12 protein-coding genes are annotated in these 20,069 nt (G+C 61.4%); all 12 read right to left on the bottom strand.

Translation table 11 applies throughout. From position 1 onward, the window contains the following. Nucleotide 1: 1 nt before the first annotated feature. The gene (locus tag IEX75_RS14870; RefSeq protein WP_188795067.1) at nt 2–1,984 is read right to left on the bottom strand and encodes a ShlB/FhaC/HecB family hemolysin secretion/activation protein; all 1,983 of its coding nucleotides are present in this window, start codon (nt 1,982–1,984) and stop codon (nt 2–4) included. Between the two features lie 606 nt (nt 1,985–2,590). Beyond that, complete coding sequence (locus IEX75_RS14865; protein ID WP_188795066.1) at nt 2,591–3,052, bottom strand: hypothetical protein; 462 nt, start codon at nt 3,050–3,052, stop codon at nt 2,591–2,593. 106 nt (nt 3,053–3,158) lie between these two features. Further along, on the bottom strand, nt 3,159–3,482 hold the full coding sequence (locus tag IEX75_RS14860) for a hypothetical protein (RefSeq protein WP_188795065.1): 324 nt from the start codon (nt 3,480–3,482) through the stop codon (nt 3,159–3,161). Beyond that, entirely contained in the window at nt 3,479–7,129 is a 3,651-nt protein-coding gene (locus IEX75_RS14855) for a protein kinase domain-containing protein (protein WP_188795064.1), read from the bottom strand. The genes IEX75_RS14860 and IEX75_RS14855 overlap by 4 nt, the downstream gene beginning before the upstream one ends. Nucleotide 7,130: 1 nt before the next feature. After that, nucleotides 7,131–7,838, bottom strand: a complete 708-nt coding sequence (locus tag IEX75_RS14850; protein WP_188795063.1) for a PP2C family protein-serine/threonine phosphatase — start codon at nt 7,836–7,838, stop codon at nt 7,131–7,133. Next, nucleotides 7,835–9,406 (bottom strand): type VI secretion system-associated protein TagF, encoded by a 1,572-nt coding sequence (tagF, locus tag IEX75_RS14845; protein WP_188795062.1) that lies wholly within the window; start codon nt 9,404–9,406, stop codon nt 7,835–7,837. Before tagF ends, IEX75_RS14850 begins: the two co-directional genes overlap by 4 nt. 7 nt (nt 9,407–9,413) lie before the next feature. Next, nucleotides 9,414–12,956 (bottom strand): type VI secretion system membrane subunit TssM, encoded by a 3,543-nt coding sequence (gene tssM / locus IEX75_RS14840; RefSeq protein ID WP_229720844.1) that lies wholly within the window; start codon nt 12,954–12,956, stop codon nt 9,414–9,416. A gap of 5 nt (nt 12,957–12,961) precedes the next feature. Further along, on the bottom strand, nt 12,962–14,278 hold the full coding sequence (gene icmH, locus IEX75_RS14835) for a type IVB secretion system protein IcmH/DotU (protein WP_423373215.1): 1,317 nt from the start codon (nt 14,276–14,278) through the stop codon (nt 12,962–12,964). 115 nt (nt 14,279–14,393) lie between these two features. Next, nucleotides 14,394–15,737, bottom strand: a complete 1,344-nt coding sequence (gene tssK, locus IEX75_RS14830; protein ID WP_188795060.1) for a type VI secretion system baseplate subunit TssK — start codon at nt 15,735–15,737, stop codon at nt 14,394–14,396. A gap of 137 nt (nt 15,738–15,874) precedes the next feature. After that, the gene (gene tagH / locus IEX75_RS14825; protein WP_188795059.1) at nt 15,875–17,236 is read right to left on the bottom strand and encodes a type VI secretion system-associated FHA domain protein TagH; all 1,362 of its coding nucleotides are present in this window, start codon (nt 17,234–17,236) and stop codon (nt 15,875–15,877) included. A gap of 15 nt (nt 17,237–17,251) precedes the next feature. Then, entirely contained in the window at nt 17,252–17,800 is a 549-nt protein-coding gene (locus IEX75_RS14820) for a DUF6931 family protein (protein WP_188795058.1), read from the bottom strand. Nucleotides 17,801–17,920: 120 nt separating this feature from the next. Next, a complete protein-coding gene (tssI, locus tag IEX75_RS14815) occupies nt 17,921–19,891 on the bottom strand; it encodes a type VI secretion system tip protein TssI/VgrG (RefSeq protein WP_188795057.1) in 1,971 nt (656 codons plus the stop codon). Nucleotides 19,892–20,069: the final 178 nt, after the last annotated feature.

Raw genomic sequence — 20,069 nt, 5'->3', positions numbered from 1 at the left:
CTTAGAACGTCAAACCCATACGTCCGTATACGTGATAACCGTGACGGTCCGTCGCCACCTGGCTGCCCAGGGGGATGGCTCCGTCCAAATGAAATTCGAAGTGGTGGAACTGCGGAATGCGGAAGATGAAACCGGCACCGAAGCCGCTGAAGTCCAACGGTCGCACGGTGCTGCTGTGGTCGGCGCCCGCGGTGAAGCCACGTGCGTAATCGAGGAAGGTTTCCAGCTCCAGCACTTCACGCCAGGGGCGTGCATAGAATGGCGACGGCTTGTTGCCGATAAACGGCGCATCCACGTGATATTCCAGCGAGGTGTAGTAGCCGCGATCGCTCAGGCCATCGGCAATCGGATACGAACGCACGCTGTCTGGGCCGCCGATCACGAACTGTTCCATCGGCACCAGCGCATCCGGCGTCCACTGGCCGTTGAACTTGAAGTACAAGCGCTGCGATGGCGTCAGGAACTGCAGGCGTGTGTACGACACCTTCGCCACGGTGAAGTCATGCGCGTGGTTGGGGGCAACCAGGTCCGGGTCCCTCGTCTGATCGTCGAGCGACTTGCGCACGTCCACCTGCAACAGATCCACGCCGTGGAAACGCCGGTCGGTATGGTTCATGGCATAGCCAAGATCCAGCACGTTGAACCGCTCGTCCGACAGCTGCATGCCTTGCGTGCTCAGCTTGGACTCTTCGCGCATGACATGCAGCGTGGCCTGCATCTTCATGTCGTCGGTATTGAGGAATTTCCAATCGCCGCCGGCGAACTGGGTGGTGGTCGGGCCGCGTACCTTCAAGGCAGCCAATCCGTCGGAGCTGATCTGCAACTCGCTGCGCGTCCAGCCGCCCGTCATGCTCAACCCTGGCACCACTACCAGCGGCGCGGTATAGACCAGCGAACCGTAGGCGTTCTGGTTCGGGTCCAGCGCGTAATCCACGTTGGCGGCCAGTGTGTCACCAATACCCAGCGGACTGTTCCAGGTCACGCCGGCCAGCGCGCGATAGCGGCCAGTGAGCGAGGTGCCGTAATCATCCGCGCCAACCGTAAACGTAAAGGGATTCTTCGCCTCGTGCGCCACCATGATCAGGTCGGTATCGCCTGTCTGGCGGCCCGGCTGGAAGGTGGAAGCCACGGTCACGCCCGGCAGATCGCGCACGTACAGCAGCGCGGAATCCACCGTGCTCTTTTGCAGCGGCTTGTCTCTCAATTGCTGGGCCGGCGCGGCGATCACGTCGGCGTAATAGCGCTTGTTGCCCTTGACGATGATGCGCCCGACGCGACCTTCCAGAATCTGGATCTGCACCATCTGGTCATTGCCGATGGTCTGCGCCGGCAGGAAGGCATCGGCCACGATAAAGCCGGCTTTGCGATAGCGCTCGGTGACCTTGTCCGCCACGCCCTGCATCTGCGCAAAGCTGAGCATGGCCGGATGGTCGGTGCTGCCGCCAAGCTTGCGGTACTGGTCGTTGACCAGTGCCTGGATGCTGTCGAAGGTGATGCCGGCATCCGGGTGATCGCCCACGCCGTCGATGCGGAAGCCGCGTACGGCGATCTTCTGCGCGGCGGCATTGCCGCTCTCGCGCTCGGCTACCGGTGGCACCACGCCCGCCGCGCTGGGCGCCGAAGCCAATGCAGCGTTGCCCGCCGCAGCCGATGACGCTACGGCGCTGGAGGCCGCCTGCGTATTCGCTGGCGCGACGCTGGGCGGCCCCAGGCTGTAGGTTGCGAACTGGTCGGCCAGATAGGCATGTGCTTGCGGATAACCCGCCTTCTGCAATGCCGCGGTAATCCGCTCGGCCAACGCCTGCAGATGCGCATGATCCAGCGCCCCTGCCCCCTTTGCCTTCTGGTATTCGCCGTCGATGATTTTCTGGATATCCGGCGCCGAGGCCGGTACGCCGCTAATCAGGATTTGTCCCGGCGCGGGCGCATTACCTTGCGCCCATACCGAGCTGCCACCCAACGCCAAAGCCAATGCTGCTGCCATGCATGCAATCCGCACGATACTTGTCCTCTGAATCGAAACGCGGTGGTGCTTGTGGATAGAGGAGCGCACCATGCACTCCCCGTCGGTCAACTTATGTGTGAAGCCCCTTGCTGCCGGAACGCAGTTTTATGCGCCTGCGTCCGGTATTACGCGATGCTTTGAACCTGAGCGCCCCGCCATGCGCGGGAACTGGCCTGGTTCTTCAAATCAAACGCTCCTCTTCAATCCGGCGAGAGCCGGGGTTCGGTTCAAACACGTCGAGCGAAGCACACCAGATCGATCTGCCGTGCTTCGCATAACGTATTTGACCGCATCCCGTACGACACCGGGATGACACATGTCGCGGAGCCTGAATCCCAACTTTGGTTCCCCCTGCGGCACCCTGTCGGGTGCGACGGGAGTGCCTATGATGCCTCCGTTCCATGTCGTGTTCCAAGTCTCAAAATTTACGTCGGGATTGTGGTCGCGGCATCACTCTTGCTTTGCTTGGTCGTCAAATTTCAAACGCCAGGCCGGGGTGCCGATCGTAGGTTGGGTTAGCGCAGCGTAACTCAACGATGCCGCGTCGACCATGTTGGCTTACGCTGCGCTAACCCAACCTACGCGCTAATCGCGCAGAACAAAATCCGTAGCTTCCTTGAATCTTTGCTCGCAATTGTCCAGCACCCACTTAATTGCTTTTTCATGAACAAGCCTAATCAACGGGTTCCCCACGTCATTTATTCCGAATTTCAGCCAAAATCGCGTGGATACTCGAGTCATTTGAATGGGGGAGCATATAGAAATTTTTTGGCACCCCATGAACAACCCGTGCTGTAGCGCAATTAACATCCCGAGAATTCCCCATCCCCTTCCTCCTTGACCCTCGGCAATCTGTGGATAGTCGAGCAACAAATAGTCACCTGCGGCATCCATCTTCTTCATGGAGAACACACATAAACCCTTCTCCTTTATGATCATCGTCGAATCATCCATTTCAACTTCAATATGATCTGAAAGCATTACTTTCCCTTTTCCCAAATGCCTTCCAGCCTGAAATATTCTCGACATCGGAATGATTGTCGGCATGATCGCTCTCCAAATTGGTGATGAAAGCACGCAGGTTGGGGTGCAAACCCCAACATCTCATGCGCACATGCATTCCAATGTTGGGGTTTGCACCCCAACCTACGCATCATGTTGGCCTTGCTATCCAATACCAGAGGCCCGCGCAGAGCACGATGCCGATCACTACCAAGATCATCATCCATTTCCACATGGCGCGCCGCGGCGCCAACATGCCGACCAACACGTCATTGCTCGCTGCCGGTGCCGTTTCCTGTTGCGGCGCTACCGGACGCACGATCGCATTGCGCGCCGTGACCACATGGCTATCTCGCAACGCGCCCAGCAAATGCCGGCGGCGGGAGCGGTATTCCTCGCGTGTCAGCCGGCCAAGGCGATGCGCTTCGTCGAGGGCATGCAGGCTTTGGTTGACGTGATGCTCGCGGTCGCTCATTTCAGTTCCCTCAACACGCGGAAACCCACATCTTTTTGCGCGGCACCGCTATCGTCGCGGCGCGCGTTGACGGTGCAGTCGGACCAGTAGCTGGTGTAGCTACCGCCACGCACAATCACGCTGCCGCCGCTGGTGACCCACTCCCACACGTTGCCCGTCATGTTCACCAGACCCCAGGGATTGGCTTCGCGTCCGCGCGCGGAGATCGGCGCACCCGTGTTGTCATCGCCATTGCCGGCGGTGGGCGGGATACAGTTGCTATCAGAGGCCTGTGACCAACTACCGCCGCCTTTCGCCGCATGTGTCCATTCCGCATCCGTGGGCAATCGATACACGTAACCGCCACTGGCCGACGTCAGCCACGCCGCATACGCCTTGGCTTGAGCCAGGGTGATGTTGCTGATGGGCAGACTGCCGCCATCCGGATCATCCGACGTCTTGGCCGAGCATTGTCCAGTGCTGCTGCAGAAACGATTGAATTCGCCGACGGTGATTTCACCGCGCGATAAAGCATAAGGTTTGCCACCCGATACGCCAGGTATGACCACCAGCGATGGGCCACGGTGCTGGCCCAACGCATCGAAGCAGACCTTGCCCTTGCCGATCATGTCGGGTTGGTTGCAAGGATCACTGCTGGGCGTGGCCGGCGTGTTCGGTGTGGGGATGTTGGCCGATGCGGTGGCACCATTGGTGCCTGTGGCTGACTTGCCGCTAGCGGCGGTTTTCGCAGCAGGCGTGCCTGGCGTTGTCGCAGGTTGGTTCGGTGTACCGGCAGCTGGCTGCGTGGGATTGTTCGGTGACGTTGCCGATGGTGTTGCCACGGCCGTTGCACTCGCCTTCATGCTGTCGAGCAAGTCGGACAGCGTGGCTTGCAACTGACCGCGTTGCTTCAAATCGGCTTCCAACTGTTTCAAGCCATCCGGATCGGCCTTGCGCGCATCCGCCAACTGCTTCTGCATGCGATCCAGATCGCTGGCGCTTACCGGCTTGCCGCGCGCATTCATCACCGCAACAAGCAAGTCGTAACGCCCCTTGGCGTTGCGCAAATCCGGGCGAGCGCCCAGCGACTTCATGCCTTTCCCGACCAGCTCGGAGGCGCTTTGATAACGGCCACGCTGCACGGCCGTTTGTGCCTGATCGAGATAGGCCGTCGCCACCAGTTGCGGACCTTCCTGGGAAAGGAAGGCATTGTCCGGCTGCAAGGTGCGGATGCGCGCCAGCGATTCCTCGGCCTTGCCAATGTCGTTGGCCGCAGCCGCGCGCTTGACCGATTCGATGCGTGAGGTGACTTCCGCAGCGATGCTTTCCTGGTTGAGCTGTGCTTGCTGTTGCTGCAGCAAGGTATCCAGGCGGCTGCGCTGCACGCGTAGTGCGCTCGATTGCGGTACGTACTGCAACCCAAGATTGACCAGGTTGCTGGCCTGCTGCAACTGCAATGGATCGCTCTGCTGGCCCGCCTGAGTGGCAATGGCGTTGGCCAGATCATTCACCAGTTTGCGCGTATCGGGCGCATTGTCGCTACGCAGCGTGCTCATCGCGTTGGCGACTTGCTGCTGCCACTCCGCACTCATCGACGGCTGCGCGACCAGCGCGGCCAGCGTCTTACGCGCTTCCGGCAGGCTTTGTGCCGGCGCGGCGGGCTGCGCCGCCGCCAAGGTGCCACCGAGTGCGGCAAGCTGCGCCTCGCGTTGCTTCAGGCGGGCGGAAGCTGGGAACAGGCGCGTAGCCAGCGCAAGATCCGACTTGGCGTCGTCGACGCGATTGGCACCCAGGGCCTGGCCGATGGCGATGTCGTATTTCAGCTCCAGCTCGGCGTTGTTGAGCAGATCGCTATGCGGATCGATGGCGCGGATCTGTGCCAGGGTTTCCACCGCGTTGTTGGGCTGGTTCTCGAAAATGGCACCTGCGTCGATGCGCTGGGTAAGTTGCGTGTCCAAGGTGTTGAGCAGATCGTTCTTCTGCTCGTCGATCGCGCTGCGCTTGGCGTCCAAGGCTGGCGAATACAGTTTCAACTCGTCACGCAGCTGGAACACGTGCTGCGTGGCAGCGTAGTTGTAGAGTTTTTGCGCCGGGTCCCAATAGCTGTTGATGCGGCTCAACAGGTAATTCTGGATGGTGTCGCCCTGGTCGAGCACGATGCGCTTGCGCTCGTCGTCGCTCAGCGTATCCAAGGCCTGCACGGCCTGGTCTTCGTTGGTGTAGCGGTCGGATGCGGCGGGTGCAAAACGCGCGACGATATGATCGACATGCCGGGCATGCAGGTAATGGGTGGCGCCCCATCCCGCAGCCACCAGCAACACCAGCGCGCCACCGCCATAGGCAAGCTGCGGCCCGATGCGCTCGCGCAGGCTGATGTCACGCAAGCCCTCCACCAGGTCGACAGCAGCTTTCAGGCGCTGCTCGCCATGGAACGCCACCGCATCGCACAGCGCCTTGTATTGGCGCTTGGTCAGGCCCGGCACCGGCGGCGGCTTGCGCCCTTCACGCTGCGCCACTTCCGCGCTGACCTTGTCGAACGGATGCTTGCCGGTGAGCAGCTCGAACGCCACGCAACCCAGCGCATAGATATCGTCGCTCGGAGTGGGTTCCTTGCCCTGGATCATTTCCAGGCTGGCGTAGGCCGGCGTGAGTGCGCCCAGCGTGCCCGCATCGAACAAGGTCTGCTCGCCCGATGCTTCGCTCCCATGCTTACCGGCGCGTGCAATACCGAAGTCGAACACCTTCGGTATGCCCTCGCGCGTCACCATCACGTTGCCGGGCTTGAAGTCCGAGTGGACCACGCCGGCGCTGTGCGCGCGCTTCAGTGCCCAGGCCATGCCTTCGATCAGCTGCCGCGCTTCCGGCAACGCCATGCCGTTATAGCGCTCGCGGATCAGTGCTTTCAGGTCCTGGCCGTCGACGTACTCCATCGTCATGAAGACGATGGTGCCGTCCTTGTCGAAATCGAACACGCGAACGATGTTGTCGTGCGCCAGCAACTGCGAGCGGCGTGCTTCGCGCTGCAGCGCGATCAGCGAATCGGGATGGCGACGGAATTCGTCATTCAGCACTTTCACCGCGACATACGGGTCGCGATCGCGCGCTTCCACCTTGCGTTCATCGCGCGCCAGATACACCACGCCCATGCCGCCGCGGCCGATCTCGCGTTCGAGCAGAAAGCGGCCTTTGAGCAGCATGCCGACGGTGGCGTATTCGCCGCCTTCCGCCTGCGCGATGCGCTGCCAGGTGTCGCGGTTGGAACTGGCGGAGTTGCTGGTGTTGTGACCCGTGTTATGGCCGGTGTTCTGGCTGCTGACCGAAGGACCGGAAGCAGGCTTCACCACCGTGGCTTCGGCGTCGCCCGATGCAGTCGCCGTAGTCGGCTTGACCTGCGTGACTTCGGCTTCCACCGGTGACGGCGCCTTGACCACGGTCGCATCGTCGGCAGTCACCGGAGCAGGCTGTTGTACGGCATGGAGCTTGGCAATCAATGCACGTGCGATATCGGGCGGCAGCGTGCCTTCTTCCTGCAGGCGTTCGAGCAAGGCAAGGTCTTCGCGATAGACCTCTTCCGATTGCGGGCCGCGTTCGCCGAGTGCATGGAACAGCTCCGGCAGTTTGCGCCGGCGTGCATTGAAGTCGTCGATGAGGTCGGCAAGAAAAGTCATGTCAGTCCTGCAACCGCACGATCACGGCAGAAATGTTGTCGCGCCCGGCGCGGTTCAAAGACAACTCGAACAACCGGGCCAGCAGGAATTGCGGATCGGTGTTGCTGCGGTATTCCTGATCGAGTTCGGCGTCCGACAGCTCCTTGTTGACGCCATCACTGCACAGCAGGAACGCCATGCCAGGCCGGCTTCCCGTCACAACCCAATCCACGAACAGCTTTTCTTCGGCCCCGATCGCGCGCGTAAGCACGCCAGAACCAGCCGGCTGCGATCCCAGTTGGGTGACGTCGTTCTTCGGGCCATGCACATGATCACGCGTGATCTGCCTCAGATGCCCGTCCTCGAAGCAATAGCCGCGGCTGTCGCCAACCCAGCCGCACAATACGAAATCCTTGTCGTGCACCAGCACCACCACGGTGGAGCCGATCACGTCGACGTTGCGATCGCGCGCGATGTTCCGAAGATCGGCATTCACCTGCGCCAGGGTGTCTTCGATGGCTTCCACGAAATCGAACACATCGCCCGGTCGCGGCAAGGCACGCAGGCGATCCACGATCATGCCGCTGGCGACGTCGCCGGCGGTGTGGCCACCCAGACCATCGGCCACGACCCACAGGCCAACGTCTTCGCGCACTAGGATCGCATCCTCGTTGTGCGCGCGGACCTTGCCGGTGTCAGTGTGGCCGACGGATTCGTAGCGTAGCGTCATGAAGTCACCTCGATCACGGCCAGCGGCCAGCGGGCCGGTTCGCTGCCCAGCCCGGCGGCGTCGGCGATGCGCGCACGCGCCTCATCGCAGGAAGGCATGGCCAACGCACGCGCATACACGTCGGGCGCAAGCTGGACCAGGTTTTGCGTCACCACGAGCAGCAGGCGATCGCCCTCTTCCACGGCGCACACCACTTCGTCGCACAGCGGTTCGATGGGGCCACCCAAGCCGGATGCCACCGGCGCGGCACGCGTGAACAGGAGATCGTCGAAGTCGCCGCCAAGCGCGTTGTCGTCGCTGGGTGCCGCCGCGGTGGCGAACAAGGATTGCAGCGCACCTTTGCGCCAATGCCACGCCGCCGCGGTGCCGATGCGCAGCAGATTGGCCCAGCGCCGGGTGATATGCACGGCGATCACCGAGCCGTCTTCCGGCACCGGATTGATCAGATCTTCGTTGCGCGCACGCAGGTGGGGATGCAGGGCCAACAGGCGTTGACTCAATACCTTCAAATCACCAGCGAGGTCTTCCGCGCGCAACTCGTTCGCAACCTGGTTCGCCGCCGCTGCCGCCTGCCGACGTTCATCGGCTGCGCCTTCATCGGCAGCGACCAACGCCAGTGCGATATCGCCACGATAGGTGGTGGTAGCACCGCTGGTATGCGACGGCGCTGCGCCCGCTTCCGTCACACCGCTCGCAACTGCCATCGATACAGGGGGCACCAGATCGGCAAACAGCTCGCTCAAGTCATCAGGCAGCACATGGCGAGACGGCGATGCCACGACAGGCGCCGTGACGGAAACATGAGGCGCATGGTGATGCTGGTGCGGCGTTTCTTCGAACGTGCCCAATGTCTGCCAGCCGTCGTCCGCGTACTTTGCGTCGAGAAAGCCGGCATAGCTTGAAGGCTCTGGCAAGCCACGCGTTACCAGCACGCTGGCGGGCACATGGCCGCCGCCTTGCGTCCACCATAGGCACCAGCCGCTGCCGCTTTCGCTGACCCGCGCCCACAAACGCGCAAGAAAATCGCCATCGGCACGCACACGCGGCAACGGCATGCGCCATTGACCGGCATGGCGGAAGGTGACGTGTTCCAAGCCATCCAGCATCCATGATGCCGGTGTAGCCAGCGGCATGCCGGCCAGTGCAAGCAATTGCGCGTCGAAGGTTTCGACACTGGTCGATGGATCGGATTGTGCCGCCACGTGAACGTGCTCCATGGCTGCGAACCATCGTTCGCCATCGCGCAACGTTTGCGTGGCCATCGACGGATCATCCAACGGCGATGCGATCACCATGGGGAAACTGCGTCCCACGCGATCGCCGGCAGGCCCCATCACGCCGGTCCATGCGGATAGTCCACATACGCCAGGCGACAGCAGGAATCGCCACGCCGGGCTGCTGCGATACGCATGCTGCCAAGCGTTGCCTAACGCTTGCCGGCTTGCATCCACCGCGCGCTCGAAGTGTTGATCCCAGGCATCGACGAACGACGATGGCAGCCGCCGCTGCACGAAATCGCCCGCGCTCGGAAGTTTGCCGAAGAATCCCGCCCCCCCTGTCGGATTCATGATCGACCTACCCTCCGCACCTGAAGCGCTGTACGACGGTATTGAGGAAGGGATTCTTCAAGTTATCCGCCTGCACGGCGACCTTCGCGACGTGCCCGCCGAAATTGAAGCTGGCGGTGTAACGCAGATCCGATTGACGCTGCAGATTGGCCGCCTGCATCGCATGGAAGAACGCCCAGTCGCCCTGGTAGTCGAACGTGCTGAGCAGATTGCCGCTGGTGTCCCAGGCCGAAATCGTCACATGGCCAGGCTGCGGGCCAGGCCATTTCATACCCATGCTGCTGGTGCTGCCGGCCTGGTATTCGAACTTCTGCCCATCGATGGTGATCGCCAGCTTGCCGATGCCCGGATCGAGCGACGGCGCCGCCAAGGTGAAATCCACCTCGGGCGTATTGCCGTTATTGCGGAAGTACATCTGCTTGATGGTGTCGGCCAGCTGCATTTGCGCAAGCATGCCGGGCGAACCGCTCACCGCGCCAGGGCCGGTCTTCCATTTCCAGGTGGAACCGCTGGCATCCACCAGCTTGTCCAGCGTCTGCTTGTAGAAACTGTCGAAGCGACCACCGTAGCCGAACAGCTCACCGAAGTTCTGCAGTGGGATATCCGTGGCGCTGTTCGGCGAGAACGGATAGCGGCCACGGGTGAAGTCGGCGCAATCCTTGCCGGCCGTCTGCTGGAAGGCATCGCCAAGCGCACCGCTGGTGCCTGTGGCAACCAGGGCCTGGCTCTTGCCGGTCAATGATGCCACCCAGCCCGCGACCGGAGGCGGCAGTTGCGAAGCTTCCTGTTGCGCCATCAGCAATTGCGGATTGGGCTGGCCGGCGGCGCTGCTGAAGTCGGTCATGGTCAGCAGCGTCTTGCTGAGCTGGTCGATCACGCTCAGCGTGTGATCGATCGGCGTGCTTCCGGCCGCACCATCGGTGAGCTTGTTGAGTGCATCGAAATGTGCGCTGATCGCATCGCCGGGCTTGGCGGCGGCCTGCCCGCCTTCCCCGCTGCTGCCGTTGACGCCGGCACTGGCCAGCGCACGCATCACCGCTGTCTGCTCGGCGCGCTGCTCGGCACGCTTTTCTGCCGCTTTCTTCAAGGCGCCTTCCGCCTTGTCGGCATCGCTTTCGGGTGGGGCGCGCAACAAGTCGTGCGTGTTGTCGCGGACTACCATCAGCAGCGATTTCAGCGGTGAACTGGGGCCGGACAGCTTGGCGGCAATCGCACTGGCGTCCTGGATGCTCGTCACCGGTTGCAACTGCAGGCTGTTGAGCAGATCGTCCCATGTCTTGATGTAATCCTGCTGATAAAGCGCCAGCACCTGCTGTGCAAGCTTCGCCTGCTGGATCGCATCGATCTTGCCGGTGCCGAATACCCAGTCGTCCTGGGTGAATTGCTTCACTGCTTCTTCAATGCCTTTGCTCACTTCCGTCGCGAACACCGGCTGTGTGTACAGCGCGGGAATCGGCTCGGACAGCGCTGCACCGTTGCGGCGGAACACGTTGCCGAGCAGGCCAAGCTCTTTGTCCAACTGCAGTGGTGCGTGGTCGGAGCTGTCCATGCTGAGCTTCAGGCTGCCGTAGATCAGCGTGGAAAGATCCGCCGTACGCAGCGTGCTGCGCGCCTGCTCTACCAGCTGATCATCCAGATGCAGCGGGCGCAGTTGTCCAGGTTGCGCGACCAACGCCTGGAAGTGTTTGGCTAGCGCCTTCTGCAGAACCGGACCGTCGGGGAAGATCTTGCGCCATTCGATATCGGTAAGCGCCATCAACTCGTCGGCATTCTGATGCTTGGGTTCCCCCAGCATCAGATAACCCTTGAGGTAGTAGTACAACGCCTGCGGATCGCTCGCGCTGGTGGTCAGCCCGGAGCGGAATTGCGACGCCACGCCCGGCAACAACAGACCGTTGAGCTCGCGTACGTAGGCATCGTGCACTTCATCGCCTACCGCGTGGCCCTGGTAGAGGCCAAAGCGCATCGACCATGGCACGTTGTCTTTGTATTGCTGCGCGACATCCTGCACGCTGGACATGCCTTCCAGCCGTTCCAATACACGTGCGAAATAATCCTTCTGTGTCGGCGCGCCGGACACGTCACTGGTCGCCGGATAGTTCTTCAACGCATCCTCGACCTGCGACAGGTAGCCGCTATTGCGCCCGTAGCTTTCGATAAAACCGGCCAGCAGCAGCACGGTAACAATCAGCACGCCAAGATATGACGCAGCCTGCAGCAGGATCTTCTGCCGCTCCAGTTTCGGATCGGTGCCGGCAAAACCAGATTCGCGGAACAGCACGTCTTTCAGCAAACGCTCGACGAAGAAGGTTCGCTGCTGCGCGCCGGGCGCATGCACTTGTGCGGCATCAAGCCCGAACGTGCGTGCCACCGCCGCCATCATGCGGTCGATCGGCGTGCCTTCCTGCGTACCGGAGGTGAGATACACACCACGCAATAACGGCGGCGTGCCGTAGGCATAACCGGTAAACACGCCTTCGACGAACTGGCGCATGGTTTCGCGCAAGGCGCCGAGCTGCTGCGGGAACGAAAGGATGGCTGCACGTCGGTTGGCATCGCGTTCGGCATGCAAGCGGCTCAGGATGCGCGTGTGCAGGCGATTCAACAGCAATTCGAACTCGCTGCCGAACTGCTTGGCCGCCGAACCGTTCATGGTCTGATCGACCGGGAACGACATGCCCCATACCTGGCTGCGCAGTTCCGGGCTCAGATCGTCGAAGAATTCGGTGAAGCCGGCGATCAGGTCGCACTTGGTCAGCACCAGGTACACCGGCACGCCGATGCGCAATTGCGTGGACAACTCATCCAGGCGACGGCGAATCGCCTGCACGTGCTCCTGCATACCGTTTTGGTCGAGCGTGAGCAGATCGGACATGCTCATCGCAATCACCACGCCGTTGATCGGCCGGCGCTTGCGGTACTTGCGCAGCAGCTTGAGGAATTCGCTCCACGCCGAGGCATCCGCCGCCTGGTCGGATTGCTGCATGGTGTAGCGTCCGGCGGTGTCGAGGAACACCGCTTCGTCGGTAAACCACCAGTCGCAATTGCGTGTACCGCCGACGCCGCGCAAGGCCTGCTTGCCGAAGCGATCGGAGAGCGGAAAATTCAGGCCCGAATTCTGCAGCAGCGTGCTCTTGCCGGAACCCGGCGGGCCGATCACCACGTACCACGGCAGCGTGTAGAGATTGCCACCACCACGCTTGGCTTTACGCAGCGTATCCACCGCTTCCTGGAAACGCCCCTGCAATTGCGTACGTTCCGCGGTGCTGCGTTGGTCTTGGTCGCTGCCGGCCGGCTTGGCCTCTTGCGAGACCATGTCGCCGGACATCTGCTGTGCTTTTTTGCGTGCACGCAGCTGCTGTACCTGCAACCAGATCACCCATATCGCAAGAATCACGATGATGGTGACCAGACGTACCACGGGGCTGGCCAGCGGTTGCGAATCGCCGATGCCCAGATAAGGACCGCCCAGCCAGATCAGGATGGACAGCAGGATGATACCGATCAGCGCAATGAACCAACCGGATTTGAACAGCGCAAAAATCTTCACAGGGTTCAATCCTCCGGAATGAACTTGATTTCCACGCGCCGGTTACGCGTGCGGTTGTCGGGCGTATCGGGCGGCAACGCAATGGGCTGCGATGAGCCCGCGCCGCTGGATTCGATACGTGAAGCGTTGTCCAGGCCATCGCTCAGGATCTGCGCCACGCTATGCGCACGTGCGCTGGACAGCTCGAAGTTGTCCTTGTACTTCAGCGAGCGGATCGGCTGATCGTCAGTATGACCCACGACGATCACCCTGCCCTGCACCTGGTTGAGTGCGGCGGTGATCTTGTGCAGTAGCGGAATCTCATCCGCACTCACGTCGACGCCGCCGGAGGGGAACATGCCGGTAGCGGCAAGGCGCACCATGGCCTCGCCATCGGGCTTTTCATCGACGGTGAGCAAGCCGGCCTGTTCTTCCGGCGACAGCAGTTGCTTGAGGCTCTTGCGTGCAGGGTGCGGCTGGCGCGCGGTATCCGGCGGCGTGCCGTTTTCCAGGCCGACTTGCGCCAGCTGCGCGCTGATCGGCGAGGAAAGTCCGTTGAGGCGAGAATAGAAAAACAGGAACGCGCCCAGCAGGATCACCGCCGCGAACGCGGCAACCACCCATAGCGGTACATAGCGGATCAGCGGATTGCGGCGGTCTTCAATGCCGCGCCAGTGCGGTGCCAGCTCATCCGCCGGCTTGGCGCGTTGCGCCTGGATGCGGCGGTACAGGTCTTCCTGGATGTCGGCAAGTTTGGCGCGACCGCCTGATTCGATCTGGTAGCGCCCGGCAAAACCCAGCGCCAGGCAGATGTACATCAGTTCGATCAGGTCGATGTGCTTGGCAAAATCCGAACACAGGCGCTCGAGAATCTGGAAAAACTTGGCGCCGCCATAGGATTCGCTGTGGAAAGTAACGAGCAGCGTTTTCTGCGCCCAGCCACTGTGCTCGCCCCAGGGCGAATTGAGCACGGCTTCATCCAGCATCGTGCACAGCACATAGCGCGCGGCGAGGATGGTTTGTTGCGCGATATTGGCCGTCTGCGCGATGTTTTCGAAGCGATGGATCTGCGCCACGGTTTGATCGCGCAGGTGCGCGGCGTCCGGCGGCGCCACGCTATGGCGCAATTGCACGGCAAGCAACAGCAGGGGGCTGGCCGCCTGCACCAGCGGATTGGGGCCGCCTTCGAGGAATTGATTGATTTCCGCGGGCGGCGCATACGGAGCGGGCGCGCGCGCAGCGGAAGGTGGCGCCGCCGCGGGTGCAGGTGCCGGCGCAGAGCCATGCGGGCGCACCATGGTGACGTCGCGCATATCGTCGTTGGGGCCGTTGTTCTGGCTCATGTCTCAATGCTCCGAACCCGTAGGTTGGGGTGCAAACCCCAACGTTGCCATGCCTGATAGCGCTCGATGTTGGGGTTTGCACCCCAACCTACGAAGTGACGCAGGCTCTTGTGGCTCATGTTCCGCCTCGAATTGCCCACAGTTGCAGGTCAAGCCCTGCGAATTCCTCGCCGAAATGGAACGCGATGCCACCGGAGGTCTTCAGCATCCGCCACATCTGCGAGTTCTTGTCGAATTCGAAATACAAAAAGCCGGAGTTGTAGGGAATCTGCCGCGGCGCCACCGGCATCGGCGCGACCACGATGCCCGGCAATTGCAGGTTCACCAGGTCACGGATTTTTTCCACCGGACCAATCTTCGATTGCGCGGGCAGTTGGCGGCGCAGGTCTTCGGATTTCATGTCCGACTTGGCCGCGAGCACGAAGGCCGCGGTGTCGAGCAAGGTGAGATCCGGCACCACCGCCACCCACACGCCGAACTTGCGCTGCTGCAGCGGAATCGGCATGGCAGTTTGCTCCATCACTGCGCTCAAGCTGTTGCGCAGCGCCATGATCACCGGGTCGAAACTCTCGCGCAGAAATTCATGGCGATAAGGCGGGAATGCCTGCACGCGTTTGCTCGGTGCGGTGAAAGTGGCCAGCTCACCAGCCATCGCGACCGCAAGGCGATAAAGATCTTCCGGATGCGCAATCGGTGCGGCAGCCAGATGCGCAATCAACGGTTGATAGCGGTTGACCACTTGCAGCAGCAGGAAGTCGGCGATTTCCGCCGCGCCGCCGCGATCGGTGACCGCGACGCGGCTCGCCAGCGCTTCGCCGCGCTGATGCAACAGGCCGAGCAATTCGGTCAGAAACGTCACCAGTCGCGGTACCGCCTGGCAGCTCTGCCCGGTCGGCATGAAGGTTTCATCCAGCACCACGCGGCGATCGGAACGGCATTCCACGATGCGCGTCAGCGGAATCTGCGCCAGGCCTTCCATCGGCTGCGATTGCGGCAGCAAGCGGCTGCTCATGCCGCCGACTTCCAGCACGGAGAGTCCGTCCATGCTGCCGGACGCATCGCGCACTTCGGCTTCGCGCACACGGAAACGGAACAGTTTTTCCGGCGGCGCTTCGGGGCGTCCGCTATCGGGTTGCGTGGGTGAACGCAGCGGCAAGGTGAGATACACGGTCTGGTCGCGCCAGTTCGGATCCACTTCCAGCGCGGGCGGCAGCGGATCGTCGTTGGGCATGGAGAATGGCGTGCCGTCGGGAAACACGCCACGCGCACGCTTGATGCCGATCTTGCCGATCGCCAACAGGTCCGTTTCCAGTTCCAGTTCGTGAAAGCCCCATGCGTAAGGCCGCAAAGCCCCTGCACGCACTTCAACGAAACGCTCCAGGTAACGTTCCTGCTGCTGCAAGTGCTGGGGCCGCAGAAACAGCCCTTCACTCCACACCACTTTGTTGTTTTGCGTCATGTATCGGGTCCGTCTGTCTTGCGGCTTTGGTTACGCGCCCTCCCCTTTCGGGGAGAGTTTGTAGGTTGGGGTGCAAACCCCAACATCGATGCGTTGATGCATCGCGATGTTGGGGTTTGCACCCCAACCTACGATGTTCATTTGCGACGACTACTCTTGAGCCGCGCCAGCTGCTCCTCATACGCCCGCGCGAACTCATCTCCAAACAACCGCCGGAACGTGTCGTCCGGGTTCTTTATCAGGCCTTCGAAGTTGTCGCGGTATTTGTCCCAGTACTTCCCCTTGGCGCCGAACGCCACGCCACCGCGCTTGCCACCATCCACTTCATGTTCGTAGCGATCCGGATTGAAGTGCACCAGCAAGGCTTCGAAGCCCGCGCGCACACCGGCAAGCATCGCCATCTGGTGCAGGCGGATGTCTTCGAAGGCATCCTGGAACGCCGCCGTGCCGGAAAGAAAACCGGGATTGGCCGGCCCAAGGATTTTCTGCATCGCCTCGTCCGTGCCGAGCGCGAATTTCAGCGGGTTGTTTTCCGAGCGCTGGATCACGGTCACCGGCAAGCGGAACGTGTTCTTGATTTCGGCACGCGCGCGCAGCACGTCCATGACGCCATCGACCACGATGCGAAAGATCTGCTCCACGTCCTGGGGTAGCGCGCCGCCCGATGTGGGTGCGGGCACGGGTACGTACACGGGCGCTGGCGCAGGCACCGGGACCTGCGGTGGCGGCGCTGGCGGCGATGCCACGACGGGCGCGGGTTCGGGCGGTGCAACGGGCGCCGCAGGCGCGGGGGCGAAATCGCCCGTGGTCAGATCCCAATTTTCCGGCAGCGTATTGGCCTGTTTGCGCACGTCCGTGGTGGGCGGGCGGAAGTGATCGCTGACGCTGGGTGTGTGGTTCCAGCTTGGCGCGGGTGCGGGTTCCGGTGCGGGTGCACCGAATGGCTCATCGAGAAAACTCAGCGGATCGAGATCGGCCCTGGGTTCTGCGACCTGGCGCGTGCCCGGAATCAAGCTGTCTATCGATGATGCACGCGATGGTGCCGGCGCGGACGGCAAGGGATTGAAGAAATCGAAATCCAACGGATCGTTATTGAAAGAAGCTGAAACCGGTGGCGGCGCAGGCGCGGGCATCGGTTGCGGCACGGGCGGCCCGACTTGCACGATGGTTTCGCTATCCGCCTCCATGCGCACGGCGACCTCGAAGGTATCGATCTGCAGACGATCGCCGTTTTTCAGCGCCGCCGGGTCGCCTTTGATCAGGGGCGAACCGTTCAGCAGCATGCCGTTGGTGCTGCGGTCCTCGATGAAATAGATGCCGTTGAGATAGCGCACCATGGCATGCACGCGCGACACCCCGGACGCGCTCAGCACCCAGTCGCAATCCTCGGAACGTCCGATGCTGCCGTCCTTCGCATGAAAACTCTTCTGGCTGCGACTGCCAAATTGCGCCGCCTGTTGGCCTTGCACGACGAGCGTCAATGTCTGTGGCGTCGACACACTTAAATCCCCTGCTTAACGATTACCGCTGCCGTTGGCGCCGGCATTGAGCAAGCTCATGGCTCGCTCGATGAAGGCGGTACGGCGTACTTCGAATTGCTCGGTCACCAGTGCGGCCATCAGGTTGATGGCGGCCACGGTGGCGCGCGCGGTGAGATGTTCCGGTGGCGGCACCGCTTGTTCCTGCGTGGCCGGCGCCAAGCTGCCGCTCGACCAGCCTGCTGCCGCCGCCATCCATGCGCCCAGCGAGCGATAGCCACCGGCATTGGCGAATTCGAAGGCGGCACGGCGATTGTCTTCGTTCGGTTCGCGCACCCACTTTTCGGCCAGCGATGCGCCGGCCTTGTCTTCCAGGCCCAGTGGTTGCTCGCGCGCGCATTGCAGCAGCCATGCGACGGCGTAGCGCTTTGGCAGCAGGCGGGCGAGCAGCTTGAGCGCATCCTGGGTGTCGCCGGCATCGAGCAGCGTCTGCACCGCCACTTGCGGCGTCATTTCCGGGCGCAGCCTGGCGTTGGCCAGGGCCGACAAACCCATTTGCATCGAAGCCTGCGTAACGACCGACATCCAGTTCCCCCTTTACCAATCCGTGTTGCTGCGTTTGCCGATCAGCCTTCGGCATCCCTGTCCGCTTTCGTGATGCTTTTTTTGCCTGGCCGTCGCAGGAATGACGGCCAATGGAACGGCTCAACCAATCATGATGATGCCGCCGGATACCTGCGTCATGGCATCGCCACTGGCGGTCACCATGGCGCCCTTGATGCTGGTCGACGCACTGCCCTCCACATCCAGCATCGCATCCGAGTGCACCTTCATGCTGGCACCGGCACCGATGTCCATGGTGGCACCCGCCTTGATATCTACCTCGACCTGCCCTTCCACCTTGACCGACGAATTGCCGGTAATGGTGATGTTGACGCCGCTGATCTGGATCTCGCCCGTGCTCTTGAGAATGATACTCGACGAGCCGGTGACAAGTTGGATCTCCGTGCCGGCCGTGAGCTTGAAAACCTTGCCCACGTCCTGCGTGTCGTTGTTGTTGATGGTGTGGTGGCGATCGTTCTTGATGGTGACGGTTTCATCGTGGTCGATGGTCACCACGTGATCGTTCTCCACCTCTTCATGCATGTCTTTCTGCGCATGCATGAAGAAATCTTCGCTGCCTTTCTTGTCTTCAAAGCGCAGCTCGTTGAAGTCGGCCGCACCGCCAAGCAGGCTGCGGCTCTTGATGCCGCTTTGCGTCTTGTTGTCCGGCAGGCTGTAAGGCACGGTGTTGTCGCCGTTGTAGACACTGCCGATGATCAGCGGGCGATCCGGGTCGCCTTCCAGGAAGCTCACCACCACTTCCTGGCCCACGCGCGGAATGCTGATGGCGCCCCAGTTCTTGCCGGCCCACGAGGTGGCCACGCGTACTGGGCAGGAACACTTGGCGTTTTTCTTGTCAGGTGTATTCCAGTGGAACGTCACTTCGACGCGGCCGTATTTGTCGACCGCGATGTCCTCGTCCGTGTCGCTTCCCGTGACGATCGCTGTTTGCAGGCCTACGATGGTAGGTTTGCGCGCCGTTTGCGCACTGCGATAAGGCTGGCTGCTTTCAATGGAGTAAAAACCACAGTGAAACATCAACTCTCCGCCATCGTTGCCAGCACTGCTGGACGGAGCATGGAGATTGATTTCACTTTCAACAATCAGGTACTCCTGATTGAGGTCATCGCGCGGATATTCACTCAGCTGGAACAAACCGCCAATCTGCACCTGGCACACGCCGGTCGAGCCGCTGTAACGCGACAGCGAAGCGCTCAATGCCTCGGCGCGAACTCTTGCGTATTGGGTGCCTACGTCTGCCTTCGTATAAAGGCCGGGATAATCGAAGATGTCGAGCTTCCCGTTCGCCCCTTCGTCGCCGTCCCCATGGCCGTCGCTCGTGCCAGTGGACAGCAGTGAGGCCTTCGGCGCCATCGGGTCGAAGTCGGTAAATACGTATTTGGCCACATCCGCAGTACGGAAAGCAGCCCACGAAGTAACCGTAGCCTGCCTGCGCAGCACACCATCGGATGCGCCGCTATAGGCAACGTCGCTGAATCCATCTACTTTCTCGTGGGCACCGATGCTGTCGGCCAACACCATCGTATGAGTGCTGTCAGTGTGCGTGAAGTAGTAATAAATACCTTCCTGCTCCATCAGGCGGCTGATGAAGTTGAAATAGTCCTCGCGATATTGCACACAATAATCGCGCGTAGCGTAAGCACCGCTCAGATTCAGTTGTATATCGCTGTAACCAATCTCACTGAGCACCTGCTTGATGATGTCAGGCGCTGCCATCTGCTTGTAGATGCGACAGTCCACCTTGTGCATCAGCAGCCAAGGCTTGGGAACCAATTTCACCTCATACTGCGCGTAGACGAGGTCTTCGATGTAATCGACACCCGTTTGCGTCGCACTCACCACCATGCCATTGAAGTAGCGGATGTAGCCATTCTCGGTATTGAGTGCAACCGTCATCGCGGAACCCAACAACCCGGTGAGGTCGATGGCTTGATCTTCGCTTTCAAACTGCACCTGGAAGTCAAACAACTGACCAAGGCACTCCTTGGCTGTCATGCTGACGAAGCGCAAGTTATCGCACTTAGCGGAGGTGATGCTGACAATGCCGGTCATGCCAATGTGCCCCTAATCCATGAAGTTGTGCGTTAAGCCTTTCGGACATCCTGCGTCGACATCAAAAAAACGCGCTCTGCGTCCATACCGGCCAGGCTTCGTCTTTTTGCTGCTGCACCTTTGAGCCCCCGCTTTGGCAGTACCGGTTCTCCCTGGACCACCTGGACGGATTGTGTTT

Origin of the sequence: Dyella nitratireducens (genome assembly GCF_014642835.1) — a bacterium.
GTDB lineage: Bacteria > Pseudomonadota > Gammaproteobacteria > Xanthomonadales > Rhodanobacteraceae > Dyella_B > Dyella_B nitratireducens.
This window is presented reverse-complemented; position numbering and strand designations above follow the sequence as displayed.

Excerpts from the sequence above, each read along its gene's own strand:
- IEX75_RS14870 (WP_188795067.1), bottom strand. The coding sequence starts at position 1,984 with ATGGCAGCAGCATTGGCTTTGGCGTTGGGTGGCAGCTCGGTATGGGCG.
- IEX75_RS14865 (WP_188795066.1), bottom strand. The coding sequence starts at position 3,052 with ATGCCGACAATCATTCCGATGTCGAGAATATTTCAGGCTGGAAGGCAT.
- IEX75_RS14860 (WP_188795065.1), bottom strand. The coding sequence starts at position 3,482 with ATGAGCGACCGCGAGCATCACGTCAACCAAAGCCTGCATGCCCTCGAC.
- IEX75_RS14855 (WP_188795064.1), bottom strand. The coding sequence starts at position 7,129 with ATGACTTTTCTTGCCGACCTCATCGACGACTTCAATGCACGCCGGCGC.
- IEX75_RS14850 (WP_188795063.1), bottom strand. The coding sequence starts at position 7,838 with ATGACGCTACGCTACGAATCCGTCGGCCACACTGACACCGGCAAGGTC.
- tagF (WP_188795062.1), bottom strand. The coding sequence starts at position 9,406 with ATGAATCCGACAGGGGGGGCGGGATTCTTCGGCAAACTTCCGAGCGCG.
- icmH (WP_423373215.1), bottom strand. The coding sequence starts at position 14,278 with ATGAGCCAGAACAACGGCCCCAACGACGATATGCGCGACGTCACCATG.
- tssK (WP_188795060.1), bottom strand. The coding sequence starts at position 15,737 with ATGACGCAAAACAACAAAGTGGTGTGGAGTGAAGGGCTGTTTCTGCGG.
- IEX75_RS14820 (WP_188795058.1), bottom strand. The coding sequence starts at position 17,800 with ATGTCGGTCGTTACGCAGGCTTCGATGCAAATGGGTTTGTCGGCCCTG.
- tssI (WP_188795057.1), bottom strand. The coding sequence starts at position 19,891 with ATGACCGGCATTGTCAGCATCACCTCCGCTAAGTGCGATAACTTGCGC.